Annotated in this window: 18 protein-coding genes; 8 read left to right on the forward strand and 10 right to left on the reverse strand. The window is 61.4% G+C overall.

The window, feature by feature from the left end:
• The first annotated feature begins 45 nt into the window (after positions 1 to 45).
• Both ACQKQD_RS06705 and ACQKQD_RS06710 read left to right on the forward strand, forming a co-directional pair.
• Complete coding sequence (locus ACQKQD_RS06705) at positions 46 to 1,254, forward strand: tyrosine-type recombinase/integrase (RefSeq protein WP_091925700.1); 1,209 nt, start codon at positions 46 to 48, stop codon at positions 1,252 to 1,254.
• A gap of 383 nt (positions 1,255 to 1,637) precedes the next feature.
• Positions 1,638 to 3,863 carry a tyrosine-type recombinase/integrase gene (locus ACQKQD_RS06710; protein WP_427507879.1) on the forward strand — a complete coding sequence of 742 codons (2,226 nt, stop codon included), beginning with the start codon at positions 1,638 to 1,640 and terminating at the stop codon, positions 3,861 to 3,863.
• Between the two features lie 162 nt (positions 3,864 to 4,025).
• Here ACQKQD_RS06710 and ACQKQD_RS06715 read toward each other — a convergent pair whose 3' ends face one another.
• The gene (locus ACQKQD_RS06715; protein WP_427508090.1) at positions 4,026 to 4,565 is read right to left on the reverse strand and encodes a 5' nucleotidase, NT5C type; all 540 of its coding nucleotides are present in this window, start codon (positions 4,563 to 4,565) and stop codon (positions 4,026 to 4,028) included.
• Positions 4,566 to 4,829: 264 nt separating this feature from the next.
• Between ACQKQD_RS06715 and ACQKQD_RS06720 the strand changes: the two genes are divergently transcribed.
• Positions 4,830 to 5,333, forward strand: a complete 504-nt coding sequence (locus ACQKQD_RS06720) for a GNAT family N-acetyltransferase (RefSeq protein ID WP_427507880.1) — start codon at positions 4,830 to 4,832, stop codon at positions 5,331 to 5,333.
• A 197-nt stretch (positions 5,334 to 5,530) separates the two neighbouring features.
• Positions 5,531 to 6,904 (forward strand): transposase, encoded by a 1,374-nt coding sequence (locus ACQKQD_RS06725; protein ID WP_427507881.1) that lies wholly within the window; start codon positions 5,531 to 5,533, stop codon positions 6,902 to 6,904.
• A 330-nt stretch (positions 6,905 to 7,234) separates the two neighbouring features.
• On the opposite strand, the gene ACQKQD_RS06730 is transcribed toward ACQKQD_RS06725, so the two are convergent.
• A complete protein-coding gene (locus ACQKQD_RS06730; RefSeq protein ID WP_427507882.1) occupies positions 7,235 to 8,287 on the reverse strand; it encodes an FkbM family methyltransferase in 1,053 nt (350 codons plus the stop codon).
• Positions 8,288 to 8,722: 435 nt separating this feature from the next.
• On the opposite strand from ACQKQD_RS06730, the gene ACQKQD_RS06735 reads away from it, so the two are divergent.
• On the forward strand, positions 8,723 to 9,745 hold the full coding sequence (locus tag ACQKQD_RS06735) for an IS110 family transposase (protein WP_331299210.1): 1,023 nt from the start codon (positions 8,723 to 8,725) through the stop codon (positions 9,743 to 9,745).
• Positions 9,746 to 10,067: 322 nt separating this feature from the next.
• On the opposite strand, the gene ACQKQD_RS06740 is transcribed toward ACQKQD_RS06735, so the two are convergent.
• Together ACQKQD_RS06740 and ACQKQD_RS06745 are read right to left on the reverse strand one after the other, a co-directional pair.
• On the reverse strand, positions 10,068 to 10,838 hold the full coding sequence (locus tag ACQKQD_RS06740) for a DeoR/GlpR family DNA-binding transcription regulator (protein ID WP_427507883.1): 771 nt from the start codon (positions 10,836 to 10,838) through the stop codon (positions 10,068 to 10,070).
• A gap of 117 nt (positions 10,839 to 10,955) precedes the next feature.
• On the reverse strand, positions 10,956 to 12,773 hold the full coding sequence (locus tag ACQKQD_RS06745) for a peptidoglycan D,D-transpeptidase FtsI family protein (protein ID WP_427507884.1): 1,818 nt from the start codon (positions 12,771 to 12,773) through the stop codon (positions 10,956 to 10,958).
• 209 nt (positions 12,774 to 12,982) lie between these two features.
• Here ACQKQD_RS06745 and ACQKQD_RS06750 point away from each other — a divergent pair, with 209 nt between their 5' ends.
• The gene (locus tag ACQKQD_RS06750; protein WP_427507885.1) at positions 12,983 to 13,627 is read left to right on the forward strand and encodes a glutathione S-transferase family protein; all 645 of its coding nucleotides are present in this window, start codon (positions 12,983 to 12,985) and stop codon (positions 13,625 to 13,627) included.
• A gap of 92 nt (positions 13,628 to 13,719) precedes the next feature.
• On the opposite strand, the gene ACQKQD_RS06755 is transcribed toward ACQKQD_RS06750, so the two are convergent.
• Complete coding sequence (locus tag ACQKQD_RS06755; RefSeq protein ID WP_427507886.1) at positions 13,720 to 14,826, reverse strand: serine hydrolase domain-containing protein; 1,107 nt, start codon at positions 14,824 to 14,826, stop codon at positions 13,720 to 13,722.
• 325 nt (positions 14,827 to 15,151) lie between these two features.
• On the opposite strand from ACQKQD_RS06755, the gene ACQKQD_RS06760 reads away from it, so the two are divergent.
• Entirely contained in the window at positions 15,152 to 16,051 is a 900-nt protein-coding gene (locus tag ACQKQD_RS06760) for an alpha/beta hydrolase family protein (RefSeq protein ID WP_427507887.1), read from the forward strand.
• Between the two features lie 31 nt (positions 16,052 to 16,082).
• Here the strand turns inward: ACQKQD_RS06760 and ACQKQD_RS06765 are convergent, their stop codons facing one another.
• The 4 genes from ACQKQD_RS06765 to ACQKQD_RS06780 form a co-directional block, all read right to left on the reverse strand.
• Positions 16,083 to 16,628, reverse strand: a complete 546-nt coding sequence (locus ACQKQD_RS06765; RefSeq protein ID WP_427507888.1) for an N-acetyltransferase family protein — start codon at positions 16,626 to 16,628, stop codon at positions 16,083 to 16,085.
• Between the two features lie 159 nt (positions 16,629 to 16,787).
• Positions 16,788 to 17,315 (reverse strand): AAA family ATPase, encoded by a 528-nt coding sequence (locus ACQKQD_RS06770; protein ID WP_427507889.1) that lies wholly within the window; start codon positions 17,313 to 17,315, stop codon positions 16,788 to 16,790.
• Between the two features lie 402 nt (positions 17,316 to 17,717).
• Complete coding sequence (locus tag ACQKQD_RS06775; RefSeq protein ID WP_427507890.1) at positions 17,718 to 18,164, reverse strand: recombinase family protein; 447 nt, start codon at positions 18,162 to 18,164, stop codon at positions 17,718 to 17,720.
• Positions 18,165 to 18,364: 200 nt separating this feature from the next.
• Entirely contained in the window at positions 18,365 to 18,985 is a 621-nt protein-coding gene (locus ACQKQD_RS06780) for a GntR family transcriptional regulator (protein WP_427507891.1), read from the reverse strand.
• 90 nt (positions 18,986 to 19,075) lie between these two features.
• On the opposite strand from ACQKQD_RS06780, the gene bioB reads away from it, so the two are divergent.
• A complete protein-coding gene (gene bioB / locus ACQKQD_RS06785) occupies positions 19,076 to 20,092 on the forward strand; it encodes a biotin synthase BioB (RefSeq protein WP_427507892.1) in 1,017 nt (338 codons plus the stop codon).
• A gap of 345 nt (positions 20,093 to 20,437) precedes the next feature.
• Here bioB and ACQKQD_RS06790 read toward each other — a convergent pair whose 3' ends face one another.
• Positions 20,438 to 20,686 (reverse strand): hypothetical protein, encoded by a 249-nt coding sequence (locus ACQKQD_RS06790; RefSeq protein WP_427507893.1) that lies wholly within the window; start codon positions 20,684 to 20,686, stop codon positions 20,438 to 20,440.
• Positions 20,687 to 20,978 lie beyond the last annotated feature (292 nt).

Consider the following 20,978-nt stretch of genomic DNA (forward strand, 5'->3'; position numbering starts at 1 on the left):
TGCCGTGCGTCAGTGGTGGGATGCTTCGACGAGGACGGTGCCAGAATGGCCGACATCTACCTCCGCGGTAAGACGTGGTGGGGCCGGGTCCAGAAGAACGGCCAGGACATCCGCGAATCCCTCGGAACACGATCTGAAAGCGTTGCTCGCCAACGTCTTGCGGTCTGGCTCTCCGACCTCGAAGCCCAAGCGTGGGGCGGGAAGCCGCGGCTGACGCTGAACGCCGTCATCGCGTCCTTCATCACCGACCACGGCCCGTCGCTGCGCCCGAGCACGCTCCGTCGCTACGGGGTGTCGATCAACTGGCTGAACGAGCACTTCAAGGGCAGCCTGCTCCTCGAACTGCGGGCCAAGGATCTGAAGGAGTTCGAGACCGCACGGCGCACAGCCGGCGCCTCGGCTCCGACGGTCCGGCGCGACCTCGCCTGCCTGTCGACGATCTTCGGCTTCGCGATCGAGAACGAGTGGGCCGACCTCAACCCGGTGATCCCGTTCCTCAAGCAGCGGGCGAAGCGCGGGCTGCGGGAGGCGCCGCCGCGGACCCGGTACCTCAACCGGGCGGAGGAGGGGCGGCTGCTGGAGTCGGCGGTGCCCTACGTCCGTGACGCAATTCTGTTCGCGATCTACACCGGCCTGCGCCAGGAGGAGCAGTTTTCGCTCACTTGGCCGCAGATCGACCTCGCCCGGAAGCAGCTCACCGTCTCGGCCGAGACCGCTAAGGGCAAGCGCGAGCGCACGGTGATCCTGCTGAAGCCGGCGCTCAAGGTGCTCGCCCGGATGCCGCGGCATCTGACCAGCCCCTACGTCTTCCATCACGGCGCGGCGACGACGAAGCGCGGCGCGGCTCGAGCGGCGGCGGTAGCGCGACCGGAGCGCAACGACGGTGAGCGGTTCAATCACCTTGACCGCGGGCTCCGGAACGCGGCCGACCGGGCGAAGGTGAAGGACCTGCGCTGGCACGACCTGCGCCGGACCCACGGCTGCCGGCTCCTCCAAGAAGAGAAGTGGACGATGGAGATGGTGCGCGATCAGCTCGGCCACCGCAGCGTCGTCCAGACCGAGCGGGCCTATGCATTTTTGGAGGTTGAGGCGCGGCGCGCAGCGGCGCATGGAGTCGGCACAAATCCCGGCACAGGGGAGGGCGGGTCATTCCCACAGGAGATCGACGCCGCGACCGGCCTGCCGATCGTTGCACAAAAACCGGCACAGGGGCAGCGGACTGATTTGGAAAAGCGAAGGCGTGCAAGACGTTAGCACTTGGGGATATTGGCTTTTGGTACCGCCATTCCCAGGTTCGAATCCTGGCGCCCCAGCCAAGCCTCCGCTAAGTCATTGATCTGATTGCATCCGGCTCTCAGCCGCTTTGGCGGCCATGCCGATTGTACGCAGAGCTGTTGCACGCGCTTGTCCACAGGGGCAGGCCGTTGACGATTTGTTCTAACGTGTTCCGTCGCGGGGCGGTATACTGGTGGCGAAGGCGATTCCGTTGCGATGAGCGGACGCGACCCTCTGGTGCCCCGGTTAGGGGGAAGTCCACCACGGTCGCTCTGAGCCTGGGCACTACCGACCCAGCAGGTGCTCGCACACTCGGCTGGGGGCTCAACGCGGAAAGCCTCCGCGTCCGGGATGACCCCGCCATGCAAACAGTCACCCAAATTCGCGACCACCTCCGGGCTTACGTCGACCGGGAGCGAAGTGTGCGGATCGCGCGCTTGCAGCGCGATCTCAACCCACCGCGCGCGCCCCTGGTCGGCGACTGGCCTTCGCTCCTGGAGAAGCGTGAGCGGGAGTACCGCATCTTCGGGCGTCTGCAGGCGCTCGCGGCTGAGACAGGTTTTGAAGCGGGGTACGACAACGAACTCGATGCGCGTCTCAAGGAGGAAGGCTTCACTCTATCGGAGCGAGGAACGATCCGGCGACGCGTCGAGAACGGCTACCTGCGTGATCTCGGACGCCCGGATGAGACCGGTCGGCTCACTCCACCCCGCGCCTATCTTCAAGCGATGCTGGTGAGCATGGATGAGCCCGTGACGGAGGCTGGTCTCAATCGGTGCCTGCGTGGACTTGCAGCGCTCTCCGGCCATGTTTCACGCGAGTTCGCCTCAACTTATGCTGAGGCGCGTGCGGATCCGCGCGAGGCTTGGGCAAACCTCTCAGCGATGCGTGCCAAGGGCGAGATACCGCACGACACATTGGGCTGGGCCAAGTCGGACTTCGACGGCGCTGACAGTTTTGAGTGGGGCGACTTCGAGGTTCTGGCCCCCACAACACCGCCCCTGTCAGAAAGCAGTTATACAGATCCGGCTACTCTCAAATCCGAGCCCGTCGGCCAGCCGGCACCCGAGCAAGGCCCCATAGTCGACCGGAATCATCCACCCGCGGCGCCAGCTCCTGCGTCGTACCCTCCAAAAACGGAGGCCGCCGCGCCGGAAGAGGCGTCAAGGCCATCGTCTGGATCTTCGGAGCTTGACGGAGCGGATCGCGGTCCAGGCGTCACCGATTGCGCTCCAGCCCTCGACCAGCGAGGCCTGGACGATGCGCATGAGGGTAGCGAAGCCAGTTCTGGTCCGGTCACGAACTCGCTGACCGAGATGGTCGGAGAGCTCATCACGCACAAGGGCGCCACCTGGGACGAGAAGACCCAACGGCAGCATCGGGCGGTCGCGGCAATGCTGGGCGACATCGCCGGCACCGATGACCTGCGGCAGATCCGGCATGCCCATCTCGCTGCCTATATCCAGAACCTCTCGAACCTGCCGAAGTCCTACGGCAAGAGTTCACGTGATGCGGCACTGTCGATCGCGGACCTGGTCGAGCGCGGCCGAGCGATGCGGGCCGCGGGGCAGACAGAGAAAGTCGGGCTCAGCCCCGCGACCGTGAACCGGCATATCACGCAGCTCTCGACGATCGCGAAGTACTGTCGGGCCAAGCAGCGTCCGATTGGGCAGGTCGAGCTCCTGGGCGACTTCCGCCTGATCGACCCGGAGCGGGACAGCGAGAAGCGACCCGCCTTCGAGGTCGACGAGGTGAAAACCCTGTTCGCGCACCCCGTCTGGACGTCGACGGCCTCGGAAGCGGAGATGCTGCGGGCGGCACGGCGGCAGCAGATCTTCGCAGCCGTCTACTGGCTGCCGCTCCTGGGCTACTACACCTGCGCGCGCCTGTCCGAGTTGGTCTACCTCGAACTCGGTGACATCGACCTGGAGCAGGCCACGCTCAAGATCCGGCCGACACGCAGACGGCGCCTTAAGAACGCGATGTCGCGTCGGACGCTGCCGCTCCATCCAGAGCTGATCCGCCTAGGCTTCTTGGATTACGTGCGGGGCAGATCCGGTGCACGAAGCGATCTGATCTTCGCGGAGATCGCGCAGTTTGGCGAGAACACGCCCTTGTCGAACCTGTTCGACAAGCGCTGGACGGTCGTTCTGGACGAAGCCTTGCCCTCGGCCCGTGAGGAGCGCAAGACGTTCCATTCCTTCCGGCATCTCGGCAATACGGAGATGATTCGGCGGCTGGTGCTCGATCCGATCCGCGAGTCGATGATGGGCCATGAGGGCGCCACCGTGAACTCACGGAACTACAAGAAGACGCTCAAGCCTGAAGATCTGCGAACGGCCATTGCCGCCATTCCCGAAGTCACGAGCGGACTTCGGGCGTGTGACTGGACGCTCATTGGGTCATCGCTTACGCTCGGCTCTTTGGAACGCCAAGTATCGCCAGAGGGACATTGGTCGCGCCGCCGATTCCTCCCTTCATCGTCTCCTCACTCCGCGCGCAAGGACGCTGCGAAAGGACCTAGACGGTCCTCCCCGCATACCGAAGATTGTCCGCGCCGAAAACAGAAGCCGTTTAACGTGCCTTGAAGACCGATGCGGCACGTCAGCTTCGGCAACCAAGTCTCTGAAGCTAAGGTGCCGCTCTGGGTGGTTTTCCACCGGTCCGCTTCTGAGCGGTAAACGCACAGGAGCGGACGCGGCCTTCCGCTGGAAACGATCTGACAATCAATCAGAGGCAGCTTCGCGTGTTCAAACTCTACTATTCAGGAACGCGGCTGCATGTTTCCAGCCTGAAACTCTAAATGGATAATCTATAGATAAATTATGCGGAGCCGAGAAAAGCACACCCTGACCCTGGAAATGCTCGAAATGCTTCACGTTGTCGTCAACTAGGTAGTCAGTTGCCAGAATACTTTTGTCGCCGCAAAAGACGATATTCATAGGAGATATCGACGGAAAATTCGCGCGCAACCAAGAAAATTTGGGAGCACACGATGATGGATATTCCATTGCGGCAGTAGTAATAAATACATCAAATTTATCTGACAGCTCAGAGAGGGCAGCTTGGCTTCCTGGGATAACAGCGTAGTCTGCAAATCCCTCGCCTCGATGTAGCCTTTCTTCTAGTTTTTCGTGATGCTCCTGAGACACCAGAGAGCGCAATGAGCTTTTATCAATCTCGGTATCCGAAAAATTATATCCGAAGTGTTTTGCATACCAGGCAGCATGTTCTGCATGAGCATCCGCAATCACTTCATCCATATCAATCGCAATGCGAGGTTTGCGCACCTTCAAATTTGCCTCCCGCTCCGGAAAAATTGAATAGCAAAAACGTTCTCGTCTCAGGCTTCTATTGGATCACGCCGTCTTGATCGTTAGCCGCATCGGCGGCTTTGCTCAATCTACATATCGCCGAAGCCTCGGGTATCCTCGACCTGTAGAGGCGGCTGACATACCACGCCTTCTTTAGATGCCTCGCTGATCCTCCCCGCGCGCAGATTGTGTCGGCAGCGGAATGACAGTTTGTGGTGGCGTCAGAGCGACGGGTAGGCCATGAATTTCCATATCCGCCCCGCAGATGGCAGGGATCTCGAACAGCTGAGGTTCATCTCAGCGCAGGCACGGGAACGCTACAGGGTACTCCCCGAGCTCGCCCACATTGCAGACGCGCCGCCACTTCCCCCAAGCCGGTTCGCAGCTTGTCGCGTCGCAGCTGCCGTTGATGACGCGGGGAAGGCAATTGTGGGCTTCGCCGCCATGCGGACGCTCGACGCGCTGCTCTACCTCGATAACATTTCGGTTGAAGCCGGCTCGTCGGGGCGGGGGATTGGGAAGGCGCTGCTCGATGAGGTCCGCTCGCATGCCGCAAGCCTGAACGCACTGGCCGTGACGCTAACGACGTTCAAGGAGCCGGTTTGGAATGGACCGTGGTTCCGACGCCACGGCTTTCAACCGATGCCGATGGACTGCATCGGGGAGGGTCTCCAGGGAGTCATGGATCACCAGGCGCGGACCTTTGATCCAGCCACCCGAGAGACGTTGTGGCAGCTCCTATGACCCCACTTCCTTCACCAAGTTGGAGCTGTCGAACGGCCGATGGATTACCGTTTATGGGAAGAGGCCGCGGCTATCTGAACGGCTGGGTTGGATCGCCACCGGAACGACGGCTTGGGGTGGATTCTGTTGAAAAACTCGGTGTTGCAGCGGTAGTCGTGAGGTGATTCACTCGTGTCGATAGACGGAGACCGAAGCAGATGATGGGACCTCGGCAAGTCGAGCAGGGCGCCCTGTTCTACGAGTTCTCGCTCGATACCCACGTCCCCACCGACCATCTGCTGCGCAGCATCGACCGCTTCGTTGACCTGTCGGGCCTGCGCGCGCACCTGCAGTCGTTCTACAGCTCGACGGGCCGGCCCTCGGTCGACCCTGAGTTGATGATCCGCATGCTGCTCATCGGCTACTGCTTCGGCATCCGCTCCGAGCGCCGCTTGTGCGACGAGGTCCACCTCAACCTCGCTTATCGCTGGTCCTGCCGGCTCGGGCTCGACGGCCGGGTGCCGGACCATTCGACCTTCTCCAAGAACCGCCATGGCCGCTTCCGCGACAGCGACCTGCTGCGGCGCCTGTTCGAGACCGTGCTCGCCCGCTGCATCGCCGAGGGGCTCGTGGGCGGCGAGGGCTTCGCGGTCGACGCCAGCCTGATCAAGGCCGATGCCAACCGACAGAAGGGTGTCGAGGGTACGAACGGCCTGCCACCCGAGAGCGTCAGCCGCGCCGCCCGGGAGTACCTGGCTGTGCTCGACGACGCCGCGTTCGGGGCTGCGACGCCGGTCGTGCCCAAGCTCGTCCCCCCCGCCGACCCGGCCGCGCGCTGGACGGGGGCGGACGGTGGGCTGGCCTACTTCGCCTACGCGGCCAACTACCTGATCGACCTCGACCACGCGGTCATCGTGGACGTCGAGCCGACCACCGCGATCCGGCAGGCCGAGGTCACAGCCGCCAAGCGTCTGATCGTGCGCTCGCGCGAGCGCTTCGACCTCTACCCGGCACGGCTCGCCGGCGACAGCGGTTACGGATCGGCCGCGATGCTGGGCTGGCTCGTCCACGAGCAAGGCATCGAGCCGCACATCCCCGTCTTCGACAAGTCTGAGCGCCGCGACGGCACCTTCAGCCGATCAGCCTTCACCTACGACCCTGACGCTGACGCCTACACCTGCCCGGCCGGCAAGCAGCTGCGGCAACGTCAGAAGGTCTACAGGTTACCGCCTCCGCTCGTCGACGCAGACGGGATGCTGCGCTACCGCGCGAGCAAGCACGACTGCGATGCCTGCGCGCTGAAGCCACGATGCTGCCCCAACGCATCCGCCCGCAAGATCCCACGCTCGATCCACGAGGGCGCCCGGCAGATGGCGCGCGACATCTGCGCCTCGGAGGCGGGCCGTACCTCGCGGCGGGAGCGCAAGAAGGTCGAGATGCTGTTTGCCCACCTCAAGCGGATCCTGAAGCTGGATCGGCTTCGGTTGCGGGGGCCGGATGGAGCCCGAGACGAATTCCACCTCGCGGCCGTCGCCCAGAACCTACGGAAGCTGGCCAAGCTGATCCCGCTGGGGCAGCCGAGCCTCGCCTGATCGGCTGGGGGAGGCCCTCAGCCAAGCCCCCATCAAACCTCGATCCAGGCCGACAGCGAGTTTTTCAACGAAATCGGCGGTTTGCGGACGGTCTACTTACGAGTTGGAAGGCGCTTTAGCGGACGTTGCTGCCCCTTCCGCTTGGGACCCTTTCTCGAGCCCCAGACTAAATAATCCGAATTCTTCGGAGTGTCAGAGGCCCGCGACCGATTGTCAGTATCTCAGCGAAGTGTGTAAATGGCCAACGTCTTTGCAGGCAACGCTGGCGCTCTTGGTTGAACCTATCCAGGCTGTGCTGGTTCAAACGAAAATGTGGGAGGCGGCAATAATCTACTTGGTGCGATGCGCCTTCGCGAGCACATAATTATCGGGCTCTTTTTTATAGTCCTTGTATCGCCGAACAAAGCGATCGTGAAATTTACAGACCCGAGGGACCATCAATAGGTCCGTATATCCCCATTTTCTTTGCAAAATATCCATCATAAATTGATCAATGTCATCAATTCTATTTACCATCGTTGGGTTCGGCGCATAAAATAAGTCATAGATTGTATGCGTTCGGTTCATAAGCGCCAGAAAATTTCGTGGATCGATGATCTTATATTGCTCCTGCCGGGGATTGAACTCGATCACCAAAGTATTTTCTTGCAGAATTGCAAGATTGTTTGCCACAATAAGTGCATCAATTCCTTCCACGTCGATCTTGATAATTTGATGTGAAGGACGCTTGTTTCTTTCCAATACTTCTTTCAATGTATAGGTATTTATAATATACGAATCTACATCGCGGCCAAAACTGTCGACCATGGATAGTCCAGATGAGTCCGAGTGTCCGCGCACTTGATTAAACAGAAGTGGGCCGCCATCGAGGCTAATACCCGCGGGCACAAAATCCACAAAGTCCGCTACATTATTCAGGCGCGCGTTGAACGGTATCAATGACCCGGCAGTTGATGGGTCATAGCATTGGGCGTGGAAATCGATTTTGGATGCCTTGGCGTAACGCGCCAGACGGATAGCGATGTCTCCAACCCAAGCACCAATGTCGTATAGAATTATTGTTGAGTAATCACTTGCCGCTATCTCTATATAGTCTTGAAAAACTTTCGCGGGCGTATTGCTTGGATTGCCGAGCATAACCTCGGGCAAACCGCTGGCAACAACGTCATATTTCTTGTTACTTTCTGGTATGAAATTTGAATACAGATTGTCTGCTGTTGGAACATACGCAACAATACTATCTAGAATTACGAGATCGACTCCAGATCCATGCCTTACAGATCGGAGCATGCCAACTTCCGACCGAAGTTGTTGGATTTCTTCCTTCAAAGCATCGAATTTTTCGCTCAGTTCCTGAAGATGCACGCGCTCTTGCTCTGACATGCCCCTGTTTCCTCCAGCTCATATTTTAATCGGCGTGTGCTTTTCGTCGATCTATACCGTCGCTTGGACAAATTCGGTTAACAGCCTACTATGCGGTGGCTTTGGCGGATAGCGAGGAAGTCTGGTCCAGAACGGCGTTGGCGAGCTCGCGGTGTCCGCACGGCCTATGTGGTTCGCAGTCGGATGTCTTCTTCCAGACAGCAGCCACCATCCTGCTGACCATCAAGAGCCGAATTTGCCTGCCCGGCGGCGAACGACCGCTTCTGGGAAGCGCTCACTGCCGCCTGTACAGCTGAGTTGGGTCGGCAGCGGAATGACTTGGTTGGGTTGGTAACCAGACCTCCGCCCTTTGTCCCGAAGCGTAGGGGTGGACGCCCCCTGACGGCATCGATGTGCCAGAGTGGAGGTGTTGCAACACCACTGCAGGAGGCGTCCATGGGTGAGGTTAGCACAGTCGGGATCGATCTCGCTAAATCAGTCTTCCAGGTTCACGGCGCGGATACGAGCGGCGCCGTCGTTTTCCGCAAGAAGCTGCGGCGTGATCAGGTGCTGACGTTCTTCTCGACACTTCCGCGTTGCGTGGTCGCTATGGAAGCATGCGCCAGCGCTCATTACTGGGCCCGTGAGATAGCTTTGGCAGGCCACGAAACGCGGCTCATCCCACCAGCCTACGTGAAGCCGTTCGTGAAGCGGCAGAAGAACGACATGGCCGACGCTGAGGCGATCTGCGAGGCGGCGCAGCGGCCGACGATGCGGTTCGTTCAGGGAAAAAGCGCGCAGGCCCAGGCCTCCGCAGTGGTGTTCCGTACGCGCGACCTGCTCGTGCGTCAGCGGACCCAATTGATCAATGCACTGCGCGGGCACCTCACGGAGTTCGGGTACGTCGTTCGCCAAGGTGTCGGGCACGTTGGCCAGCTCGTGGCGATCGTCCGCGACCCCACATCTGACGTGCCGGCCGAGGCAAGGCCGGTCCTGGCCATCATTGCGGGTAGCCTGGAGGCGCTCCAGGCGCAGATCGCACTTCTCGACCGCGAGATCGCCCAACGCGCGAAGGACGATGCCGTGGCCAAGCGGCTGATGACGATACCGGGTGTTGGCCCGGTGATCGCGACCGCACTCGTGGCTCTGGCACCGGCCGCCAGTACCTTCCGCCGCGGGCGCGACTTTGCGGCTTGGCTCGGTCTCGTCCCGCGGCAACACTCCAGCGGCGGCAAGGAGCGGCTGGGGCGAACGACCAAGATGGGCGAGCGCAGCCTGCGACGGTTGCTGATCCTGGGCGCGAGCTCTGCGACCAAGGTCGCGGCGCGTGATCCCGATAAAGCTGGGGTATGGTTGGCCGGCATGCTGTCGCGCAAGCCGCGCATGCTGATCACCGTCGCCCTGGCGAACAAGATGGCGAGGATCGTCTGGGCCTTGATGGCCCATGGCGGCTCCTACAGAGCTCCGGCCACGGCCTGAGGCGTCAGGGAGGCAGGGAAGGTCAGTCGAGAGGTATGGCGCAACGGTCAGAAGACGGGGTCGGGAAAACCAGTGAATGTCCAGGCGCCTCGAGCGCGCAAAAGCGATTTGGACCCGATCCGCGATCTCCATACAGGCCAGCAGCCGTGAGGATGGCTGCATCAACAGGCCGGACACACGGAAGCACCTGAACCTGCGCGCACAGATCTCTCAAACACCCCCTTGAATCCGATGGGGCGTCCACACACGGACATTCCGCTTCCGTTCCGAGGCGGCACTCCGTTCGACGTAATCTGGGTTGTGTTGAAGGACGCTGGTAGGATCACGCACCGGCGATGATGACTTCGATGCCTAGCGACCGCATCCGATCAACTTCCTCAGCGGTCACGCCGTCATCCGTAACGACGACATCGATATCCGTGAGCGGCGCAATCCGGTGGTGGGCCTGCGAGCGGAACTTGCTCGCGTCCACCACCACCACAACCTCCTCCGCTGCCTGAACGATCGCCCGGTTGATCCTCGCGTTCAGCACGTCGAACATCGCCATGCCGCCCTGCACAGACAGGCCGCTCACACCCAGGAACGCGCGGGCGATCCGGATGTCCCGCAGGCTCTCCTCGGCCGCAGGACCGACCGTGGACATGCTGTTAAAATCCACCATTCCCGCTAGCAGGAACACGTCCACGCTCTCCAACCGAGAGAGTTCGTAGGACACCGTAATGCCATTCGTTACGATGTTGAGGTCCGTCCGATCGCGAATGGCCTCGGCGAGGCAGCACATCGTCGTGCCCGCATTCATGTACAGGGTGTCGCCATTCTGGATCAGCGCCGCCGCTGCCTTCACCGCTCGTCGCTTGGCCGCGTCGTGGACGTTGCGCCGCTTGCGGTAGGGGGAGTCAGTGAATGTGTCGTGGCGCGCCGGTACGGCACCGCCGTGCGTGCGGCTGATCAGGCCGGACGCATGCAGGGCACTGAGGTCGCGACGAATGGTGATCAGCGAGGTCTCGAACCGGCGCGCGAGGTCCGCCACGTTCACCACCTCACCTGTGCGCAGCAGTTCGACAATCTGCCGCTGGCGCGCTTCTTTCAGCACCCCACACCCCACGTCCTTGCGCGACCGTCGCCCGGTGCCGATCAGGGGGATGCCACGCCGTGCAGTCAAGGGAGAACGCCTTCTTCCAGGGTACGGGTCTGACCGCAGGGCTGAACCTCACGGCGTCTTGTCGACGCCCCAGGCGTGCAGCCTCGCCATCAGCGGAAACGGTGTGCGTGGCGGCTCGAACTGCATGGGAAGGCCCAGTAGCGGCGCGACCCGCTCAACCATGCGCCCAGTCGTATCGCCAGCATTGTAGGCCGCGGTCGCGTAGCCGTGCGTCTCCGGTGCGGGCTGCGGCTCGTCGTAGATCGTGACGAACAGATAGCGTGGGTGGTTCATGGGCAGCGCGGCCATGAATGTCGTGAACAGCCGGTTGTGGTCGTAGCGGCCGTGGACCACCTTCTCGGCCGTGCCGGTTTTGCCGCCGACAAAGTAGCCAGGGATCTCCGCCTTCTTGGCCGAGCCGACCGTCGCGTTCAGGCGCATGATGTAGCGGATCGCCTCGCTCGTCTCCGGCTTGATGACGCGCACACCCGCCTGCTGCGCCTCCTCCGGGCTGCGCCTGAGGAACGTGGGCCGCAGAAGGGTGCCACCGTTGATGAGTGCCCCGACCGCGGCCACCGCCTGCAACGGGGTGACGGCGATGCCGTGCCCGTAGGAGATCGTGACGGTATTCAGTTCGCCCCAGTGCGACGGCACGATCGGCATCGCGCTCTCGGGCAACTCGGTGCGCATGCGGTCGAGCTGGCCGAGCTTCTTCAGGAACGCCTTGTGCGCCTCGACGCCCATGGCGAGCGCCATCCGCCCGGTGCCGATGTTGGAGGAGTGGATGAACACCTCCGGCAGCGTGAGCACGCGGTGCGTGCCGTGGAAGTCGTGGATGGTGAAGCGGCCGAAGTGCAGGTTCTCGCGAGCGTCGAAGGTCGAGTTGATTGTCACCTTGCCCGAGTCGAGCGCCATGGCGTTGGTCAGCGCCTTGAAGGTCGAACCCATCTCGTAGACACCGACCGCCATGCGGTTGATGCGGTCGGGTTGAAGCGCATCGGCCGGGTCGTTTGGATCGAAGTCCGGCAGCGAGGCGAGGCTGATGACCTCGCCCGTAGTTACGTCGATCAGCATGGAGGCAGCCGACTTGGCGCGAAAGTGCGCCATGCCCTGTGCGAGTTCGTCCCGCATGGCGTGCTGCACCCGCAGGTCGATGGACAATTGCACCGGCTTCAGGTCACCGGGCTCCCGGGCCATCCCGAAGGCGTTGAGGTTGGAAATGCCCTGGGTGTCGATGTACTTCTCGATCCCTGCGATGCCGACGCCGTCGAGGTTCGTGGCGCCGAGGACGTGAGCTGCGGCGACACCGTTCGGGTAGACCCGCTTGTGGTCAGGCATGAACCCGATGCCCGGGATGCCGAGCCGGTGGACCTCGGCCTGCTGCTTCGGGGTCAGCTCGCGCTTGACCCAGACGAAGCCGGCGCCGTTCCGGCCCTTGCGCGAGGCCAGCTTGGCCCGCAGCTCGGTGGCATTGAGTTCGGGCAGGACCGCGGTGAGCAGCTCGACCGCCTCGTCCTTGTCGTAGATGTTGCCGGGCTCGGCGTAGACCGAGACCGTGCGGATGTCGGTGGCCAGGATCTCACCGTTGCGGTCGATGATGTCGGGTCGCGCCAGCGTCTTCGGGGCGAGGTCGACGCGGGCTACGAACGCCGTACCGTGGGAGGCCAAGCCGAAGACAACGAGGCGAGCAGCGATCAGCAGAAACAGGCATGCAAACGCGATGTTGAGCGTCGCAACCCTGCTCGCGCTTCTATCAATGCGGAGACGGAATACCGGCATCAGAAGACCGGACAACCGAGTTAACCGATCCGGCGCGCCCTGGCGCTGCGCTCCCTGGTCCACGTCAAATCGGTCCAGGTCACCAGTCTGAAAAGTTGAATTAGGCATCGGCGTGCACCCGCGCGGAAGGGCTGCACCATCAGAGGTTAGCTGTCGTTAACGGATCGTGACCAAATTTGTTCGACACGATCGTTTATGATCGTTTGAGTGCTCGCAGCGGAGATGCAACTTTCCGGCGGCGATCTATCTTGCGGGATCCGCCAGGGAGGTGAGGCATGTCACGCAGCGGCTCGCTCGTTTGCTAGGAGGATGACGCCATGCTCACCGTATGGGGCCGCAAAACCTCATCCAATGTCCAGGCGCTGATGTGGGGTATCGGCGAGCTTGGCCTGCCCTACGAGCGGCACGACGCCGGCCATCGCCACGGCGGACTGGACACGCCCGCGTTCCGGGCCATGAACCCCAACGGCACGGTGCCGGTCCTCCGTGATGGGCAAGGGGAGCCGCTCTGGGAGACGGGAGCGATCCTGCGCTACCTGGCGGGCCGCTACGGACCCACGTCTTTCTGGCCGCCGGAGGGCCCCGCGCGTGCGGAGGTCGACAAGTGGGCCGAATGGTCGAAGATCAACGTCGCCATGAACTTCACCGCGCCGATCTTCTGGCGGGTAATCAGGACGGCACCGGCCGGTCGGGATCATGCGGCCGTCGCCCGGGCCGTTGAGAACCTGACCCGTTTCCTCGACATCGCCGAGGCGCGACTGTCCCGCACGGCATTCCTTGCCTCGGACGATTTCACGATGGCGGATATCCAATTCGGGCACGTGCTCTTCCGCTACTTCGACATCCAAATCGAGCGTCTGGAGCATCCGGCCATCCGCCGTTATTTCGGCGCCCTGTCCGCGCGATCAGCGTTCCGCGAGCACGTCATGGTCCCCTACGAGGAACTCAGACCTCCGGATTAGGTCTGCTCAGGGTGAAATTGCGACCTTCCGCTTCCGGCCGGCGGATGCATCAAACCGGACACAGCCGCTCTACCGCTCAAAGATCTCACAGCCTAACGCACGTGGGCCAGGACCACGTCGTTCAAGAGGCGGGTCGGCGGTATCCACTGGTCCGCTTGCTCGTAGTTGCCGGCTGTCACCGCGATGACGAGTTGCAGCGCGGGAATGACGAACAATCGCTGGCCGCCCTCGCCCTGCGCCGTCCACATGCACTCCAAACGACCGGGGGCCCACCCTTTCGGCTTGCCAAAGGCAACATCGCGCACGAACCACTGGTAGCCGTACCGACGAACCTCGTCCGTGCTGACATACGGCGTGACGCAGCGGGCTAGCCATGCCGCGGGCACAACCGCGCGGCCGTTTGCCCGGCCGCCGTCCAGCATCATCACACCAATCCGCGCAAGATCCCGCGTCGTCATCCGCGCCCCGGAGGCGGCGAACGGCTCGTCGTCATCGCCCACCGCCCATTCTGTCGCCCCGATGCCGACTGGCTCGAAGAGCGCCTCGCGCGCGAATGTGTGCAGCGTTCGACCGGAGCTCTTGGCGATGATGCGCGCTAGAAGCGCCGTTGCCCCACCGCAATATGTCCAGTGCGCACCGGGTTCGTCGATTAGGGATCGTTCGAGGATGTAGCGGTAGCGGTCCGGCGCAGCGTCCATCGCGGTCTCGCTATTGCGCGGGTCCGAGTAGATGAGGCTGCTTTCGTCCCAATCAATGCCCATCGACATCGTCAGCACGTGATGGATCATGAGCCGGTCGCGGCCGTCCCTGTCGGCGAGGTCGGCATACTCGGGGAAGGCAGCGAAAAGGTTGGTCTCCGGCGGCGGCACCAGTCCGCGATCGAGGGCGATGCCGTAGAGCAGGCCGACGAGGCTCTTCGAGCAGGAACGCAGGTCATGAAGCGTCTCTGGGGCAAAGGCGACGCGGCCGAGCGCGCCACGACCGCGCGTGCGATCCTCGCCCTCGAAGTAGCGTTCAAGGATGACCTTGCCATTCCGCAAAACGACGAGGCCGTGGATGTTCCAGACCCGCTTTTCGGTGACCGCTTTGTCGAGCTCCGCCCCAAGATCGGACGTGCAACCCTCGTCCAACGGTGACGCTACTGGGAACCAGCCCGCTTCGGCGGCTTGGGAGCGGTGGGGCTGCTGCACCATCATCATGGCTCCCATTCCCGCTAACACTTGTCGGCGACTAAGATTTCGGATCCACACACGAGCCATCCCTGGAAGGGAAATTTATCCGACCACAGAAGCACCGACTGCAACAAGACAATTGATCGAGAGATCGAAACGCTTGGTTTGCGGCGCGGCATCGACGCCTACGTCGCATGCGGAACGGTTGCTCGGGGTGGATTTCTGCCTGACCGCTTCCGGGCAGCAAATGCATTGGAGCAGACATAGGAGCGGAGCCCGCTCACAACCTTTTGCGCAGCTCGCGCGGCTAACCCATAATCATCACCACTCCCACGCGCTATTACCAGTGCTCATGAAGGCCAACGCATTCCTTCGGCTTCTCGTGGGCTGGCTGTATCTAACGATGCTAAATCCTGGCCCGGGCCACGCTGACGAGACGCATTTCACAGCACACGATGTCTTGAATGGGGTGGCACCCGGCGATTGTCAGGGATCGAACTATATCCGTGTCGCCCTGGATGGCCGCGAAGATTGCCTGCGCTTCTACGGGGCTCAAGCAGAACCGACCAATCGACCGCCGTTGGTGTTCCTGGAAGGGGACGTAATCAGCGTAGCGCAGCCTCGGACCTATCCACCGGCTTGGCAGGTCGGCGAGTTCTACAGGCGGCTCAATCCGAAGTTGATGCAGAAGGAAGCAGACCTCTACTCAGCGGCGACGGCGCGGACATTTGTAAATCTTGCACGGCCAGGAACATTCGGCTCCTCCGGTCATCACCTAGAGCGGCGGCGACCTCGCGAGGTTGCGCTGGTGAACGCTGCTCTCGATGCTCTCAAAGCACGTTTCGGCTGGGCGCAGATCAACCTCGCCGGCTTCTCCGGGGGCGGCCACTTGGTGGGGGCACTTCTGGCGCGGCGGGACGACATCGGTTGCGCTGTGATCGCATCGGGCAATGTAGCAGTTCGCCAGCGCGGCGTTGAGCGCGGCCTATCCGCGGATGTGACGGGTTACGAAGACTTCGTTGACCCAATTGAGCATGCTGCGGAGATCGGGCGTCGTCCTCCGATGCGTGTCGTGATCTTGACCGACCCCGCCGATCGCATCGTCGAGGCAAAGTTTCAAAATATGTTCGCCGTGGCATTGCGAACAGCAGGTGTCGCTGTGGAGCAGCGACTGGTAGCTGCGGCGGACCCCGACCACCACAATCTACGATCCGCTGCAATTATTGCAGGTTTGGCATGCGCTGATAGGTAGACTGGTCCTAATGCGCCCGGAATGTCTGCTATTAGGCTACGTCTGATTTACAGCTAAAATCGATAACCATAAGCGCTTCATCGTAGTAGGTATCGCCATACTTCGATGCCTTGTGTTCCACACCGAATTCACGAAATCCAGAACTTTCATAGAGTTTTTTCGCAGGCCAATTATCTTTTACCACGCTCAACTGAACTATCTCCACACTACCACGAGCGACATCCAAAATGTCGTTTAGCAATAATCGCCCGATACCAAGATTTCTAACGCTTGGCTGAACGAACATTCCCCATAACCTGCCTTTATGGAGGTTTGGCTGTCCCTGCTGAATGGCAAATCCAGCTGTTCCAACAAGTTGTTCATTGCGAATGGCTCCTAGAACGTGAGCATCTGCAAGTCGCCCAGCGAACCAGTCTAAGTCCAGCTTATCTTCAAGTTCAAATGTGCTACGCAACAATTCTGGCGCGGATTTTAATGCCTCCAGGCGAATTGCTTTGAACGCGAACGCATCGTCCGGCCCCAAGCGTCTGATAATAGATTCAAGTTTCAAGGCCAACATCCCTGACGAGGCTTTCATGCGCCGTGTATTTTGCCTGAAGTGACAACCCTTCTCCATCCCATGTCGAGGTCACTGGGTAGCAAGTAGATGGCAAATTTCTGGAGCCCCGATGGCCATGAGTAAGGCTGGGTTGAATCGGCAGCGGCCCGTCCGCATCAGGAGAAGGTAGCCCGCCACTCAGGAGGTTGGGGGCGCCCCCCCGGGTAATCCGTCGATCGCGGCCTCGATCGTGGCGACCGCCTTGTCCCGCGTGAGGAGGGCCGTATCCACGACGAGCCTGGGCGAGGTCCACGGCACGTAGTCTCGTTCCACGACCGACGACCAAGAGGGAAGCTCGAACCCGGCTATGTCCGCGGTTCTGGCCTCGACGCGGCGTCGATGCTCAACCCCATCGCTACAGATGACCTCGATCTCAAGGAAGCGCGCGGCCTCTCGGTGCGCTACGTCCCGCCAGCCCTGTCGGCTCTCCAGGACTGGATTGACGCTGTCGGCGATCACGAGGCTGCCGATCCTGAGGTTCGATGCGGCTACGGCGAAGGCCACCACATAACCTGTCGCACCGATGTCGGGGCCGAGCTGCGCATGGTGGGTTAGCGCATGCTCGATCTCGTCCACGCGGACGTAGGCAGCGGAACGCTTGACCGCGAGGGCCTTTCCCAGGGTCGTCTTGCCTGTGCCAGGTAGTCCGCCGAGGACGACGAGCATGCGGGCCTCCGGGGCTCTGCTGCGTCCGCTTATAGGGGTAGCCGGGTTGATCGTGAACGACTGCGTTGAGTCGAGGCTGTGTCAAAACTCGGATGTGCTGGGAAACCGTAGAACAAACGTTTCCGCAGCGGCCGGGAGGGATCTCCGGCGCGACTGACTGATGGCAACACGAGGTCCCTTAGCCCGAGTCACCCTGCTTCGAGAGAACGTTTTTCTACGAGGGCCGATAGCGTTCGGGTTTTGACACAGCCTCGGTCGCCTTATGCCACTCCTTGCAAGGGCCAGCGCGCATGCAGGTGATCGGCGTAGTGCCGCTACCTCGCTATACAGTTCTTAGGACAGAGGCCGAGCTGCTTGCCTGAGCAGGAGGGATGCCAGCCTTCACTAATTTTGGCGCCGCGGCTAACGTGTTGATACTGTCCGCCGGAGGAAAGTCTTGTTGCGCGCATGCGAGGAGCAATGGTCGTCGCGCAAATTCTCGTTGATCAGTAGTGACTCATAATGTGCGATCGTGCCGATGAAGTGGAACGCGAGTTCACTGCCGGCCGAAGCTATGTCGAGGTCCTCCTCCAGCGACCGGAACGAGAGCCCATGCGCCTTGAGGAGATCAATGGTCTCCAGCACCTCCTTGAACGAGCGACCGAGGCGGTCGAGGCGCACTACGCAGACCGTGTCGCCGGTCCGGCAAAATTCGAGCAGCTTGCTCAGGCCCGGCCGATTGGCGCGCTTGTCGGACACGATATCGTCGAAGACGCGGATTGCACCAGCATCTTGCGTTAGCCGGCGCCGCTGCGGGCGCAGATCCTGATCACCGGAGGATACGCGGGCATAGCCCACCACGTGAGGCATGCTGCCCCCATCCACAATCCGCCTCCCTTGTGGACGAGTAGGCCTACCGTTGCAAACCTCGGCTTCAAACCATCAGCCACTCAGCTGATTTCCGCACGAGCCGCCAATGGGAGAAGGCTGGGCTGGGTGGAAAGCCGTTCGACTGCTTTCGGGGTGAGTCATGGCAATAGCGGCCGCGGAGGGCAATGACGCGCGCGCTCTCAAATGCGAGTGACCCGTTCCACTGCCCGAATGTGATTGTCGAGCAGGCTCGCCGCCTGCTCGACGTGGCCGTCGCACAGCGCCTCGAAGATCCGCCGATGATCATGGTTGGATCGCGGCTTCCATTGGGTCGACCGGTCCCGCATCACCGCATATCGCGATGATATGATGTTGAGTTCGGCGATCGATGTCGCAAGACGTGGCAGACCAGATGCTTCTGCCAATCTGTCGTGAAACGACCGATTAGCGATCTCCCACTCGATCAGATCACGCGCTTCTTCGCCGGCATTCAGCGCCTCTTCGATTTTTGACATTCGTTTCGGGCCGGGCCGCCCTCCAATTTGACGAAGCGCCAAGACCTCCAAGGCAGCTCGCATCATCATCACTTCGCGCTCGCCGCCCAGCTCTAGCTCTACCACCCGGAAGCCGCGGCGAGCTTCACTGACCACGAGACGACGCCCTTCAAGTCTCAGAAATGCCTCGCGGATCGCAGCATGGCTAGCACCGAATTCCTGAACGAATACTTCCTGTCGCAGCGGTGCTCCGGGCAATAGTACGCCACCTACGATCCGGGCAGCGAGTTCGTCTGCAACTTTCTCTGCTACCGTAGGGATCGCCATTATCGATAATCGACAGAAATTTTTGGTGCATGGAAGCGACGCTAGCTTAAATCCGTCGCCTGCAACTATCAACCGGCGGGATTATCGATAATGGCCTGTGCCGCAACCAAGCCCCCTTCAGCCGTAACGACACGGCACGATTGGCGCTCGGAGGAGGTTGCCGCTCTGTACCAGTTGCCTTTCTCCAACCTCCTGTTCGAAGCGCAGCAGGTACACCGCATCTCGTTCGATCCGGCATCGATTGAAATTGCCACGCTTCTCAGCATCAAGACCGGTGGATGCCCAGAGGATTGTAGCTACTGCTCGCAGAGTGCGTCGCTACCGACAGGGGTGAAAGCGTCCAAGCTGATGGATGTGGAGGAAGTGATCGCAGCGGCAGCAAAGGCAAAGGAGGCGGGTGCAACACGTTTCTGCCTCGGTGCCGCATGGCGCTCGCCCAAGGAGCGCGACCTTGATCGCGTGATACCCATGATCCAGGGCGTGCGACAGCTTGGCCTGGAAGCCTGCGTGACCCTGGGGATGCTCGACGAAGGGCAGGCCAAACGCCTCGCGGATGCCGGCCTGGACTATTATAATCACAACATCGACACGTCTCCTGCTTACTATCATAATATTGCAACCACCCGCAGCATGGATGATCGACTTCGGACGTTGGAGAATGTCAGAGCGTCAGGCGTCAAGGTATGTTGTGGAGGTATCGTCGGCTTGGGAGAAACGGTCGATGATCGCTTGGAAATGCTTCGTGTCCTGGCGAATCTTCCAGAGCATCCCGAAAGTGTTCCCCTCAACCTATGGAATCACGTCGTGGGCGCTCCAATCGCGGATCGCGCCGAGCGTCCGGACGGGATCGCGTTCGCACGGCTCGTCGCTGTGGCGAGAATTCTGATGCCAGCCAGTGTCATCCGTATTGCGGCGGGTCGCAAGTATATGTCGGACGAGCTTCACGCACTTTGCTTCGCGGCGGGGGTCAACTCAATCTTTAATGGTGAGGTTTTGCTGACCACGCCCAATCCTGAAGGGCGGAGCGATCAAGTGCTTCTCGAACGACTGGGCTTCCATCGGGCTGCGACGCCACACATGGCCAGCCGCTGTCACGAAGCAGTCTAACAGCCAAGGACGCAGGCCGGTATCTTACCAATTTAAGTCCGCTTTCGGAGACAACGCTAAGCCGTATCCGCGACAGAATTGGGTCGGTAGGAAGCCGCTCCACTTTTGCAGCAGGTCTGCTTTGAAGTGGAGCGGCAGCTTTCGGCCAGCCCCGGTCATCCAGAGCTGCTGAGCCGAACCGCCCGAATGCGGACGATCCGAAGCCCCGCTTAGGACGATAGCTCACCTCATCCGCTTCTATGTCCGATGAGTTTCGTAGCCGTCGCGGAGAGCACGAGAGCGCCTTCGGCCGAGTTCGGCGAGCGGGCCACTTGATCCCAAGTTCTCTCGATAATGCCGGTCGCGTCAGCGATCCGCACAGAGCGCTTCAGCTTCCTGCTTGTGTGCGAGGCCATCGTATGCCGGACATCCGGTGAGAGCTCCATCTCGGATCTGCCCCACGACGAACAGCACCAGCAAGCCAGCCAGCAGCATCGCCACGGCACATGTCACGAGGTCCGATAGGCCCTCAACCGGCAGGAGCCGGTCGGCAGCGTGACGCAGCCGCTGCCGGTACCGGCGAGGGCGCGAGGATGAGCGGTAGCTCTCGGACATGGACTGGAATCTGCAGGTCGAGGGGTACGACAGGGGTCAGCCGAGCCAGCCGCCGACCATCATGGCGAACAGGTAGATGACCAGGACGAGAGCGACGCACACGGCGAAGCTTTCGGCAGGCGGCTCTCGCCTCATCGCGGCGCCGGCCGATCCGGCCGAGGCTCGTCGGCTGCGACCTCAGCCGCGGCCCCGGAGCGTCGATCCTGCGGCGGCGTCCGGCGGCGGTGATGGATCGCGTTGGACATCACCATCCGCATCGCGGTGATATCCAACGCAGGGGTACCGCCTCGCA

The organism is Methylobacterium sp. NPDC080182, from assembly GCF_050281105.1.
Classification (GTDB): domain Bacteria; phylum Pseudomonadota; class Alphaproteobacteria; order Rhizobiales; family Beijerinckiaceae; genus Methylobacterium.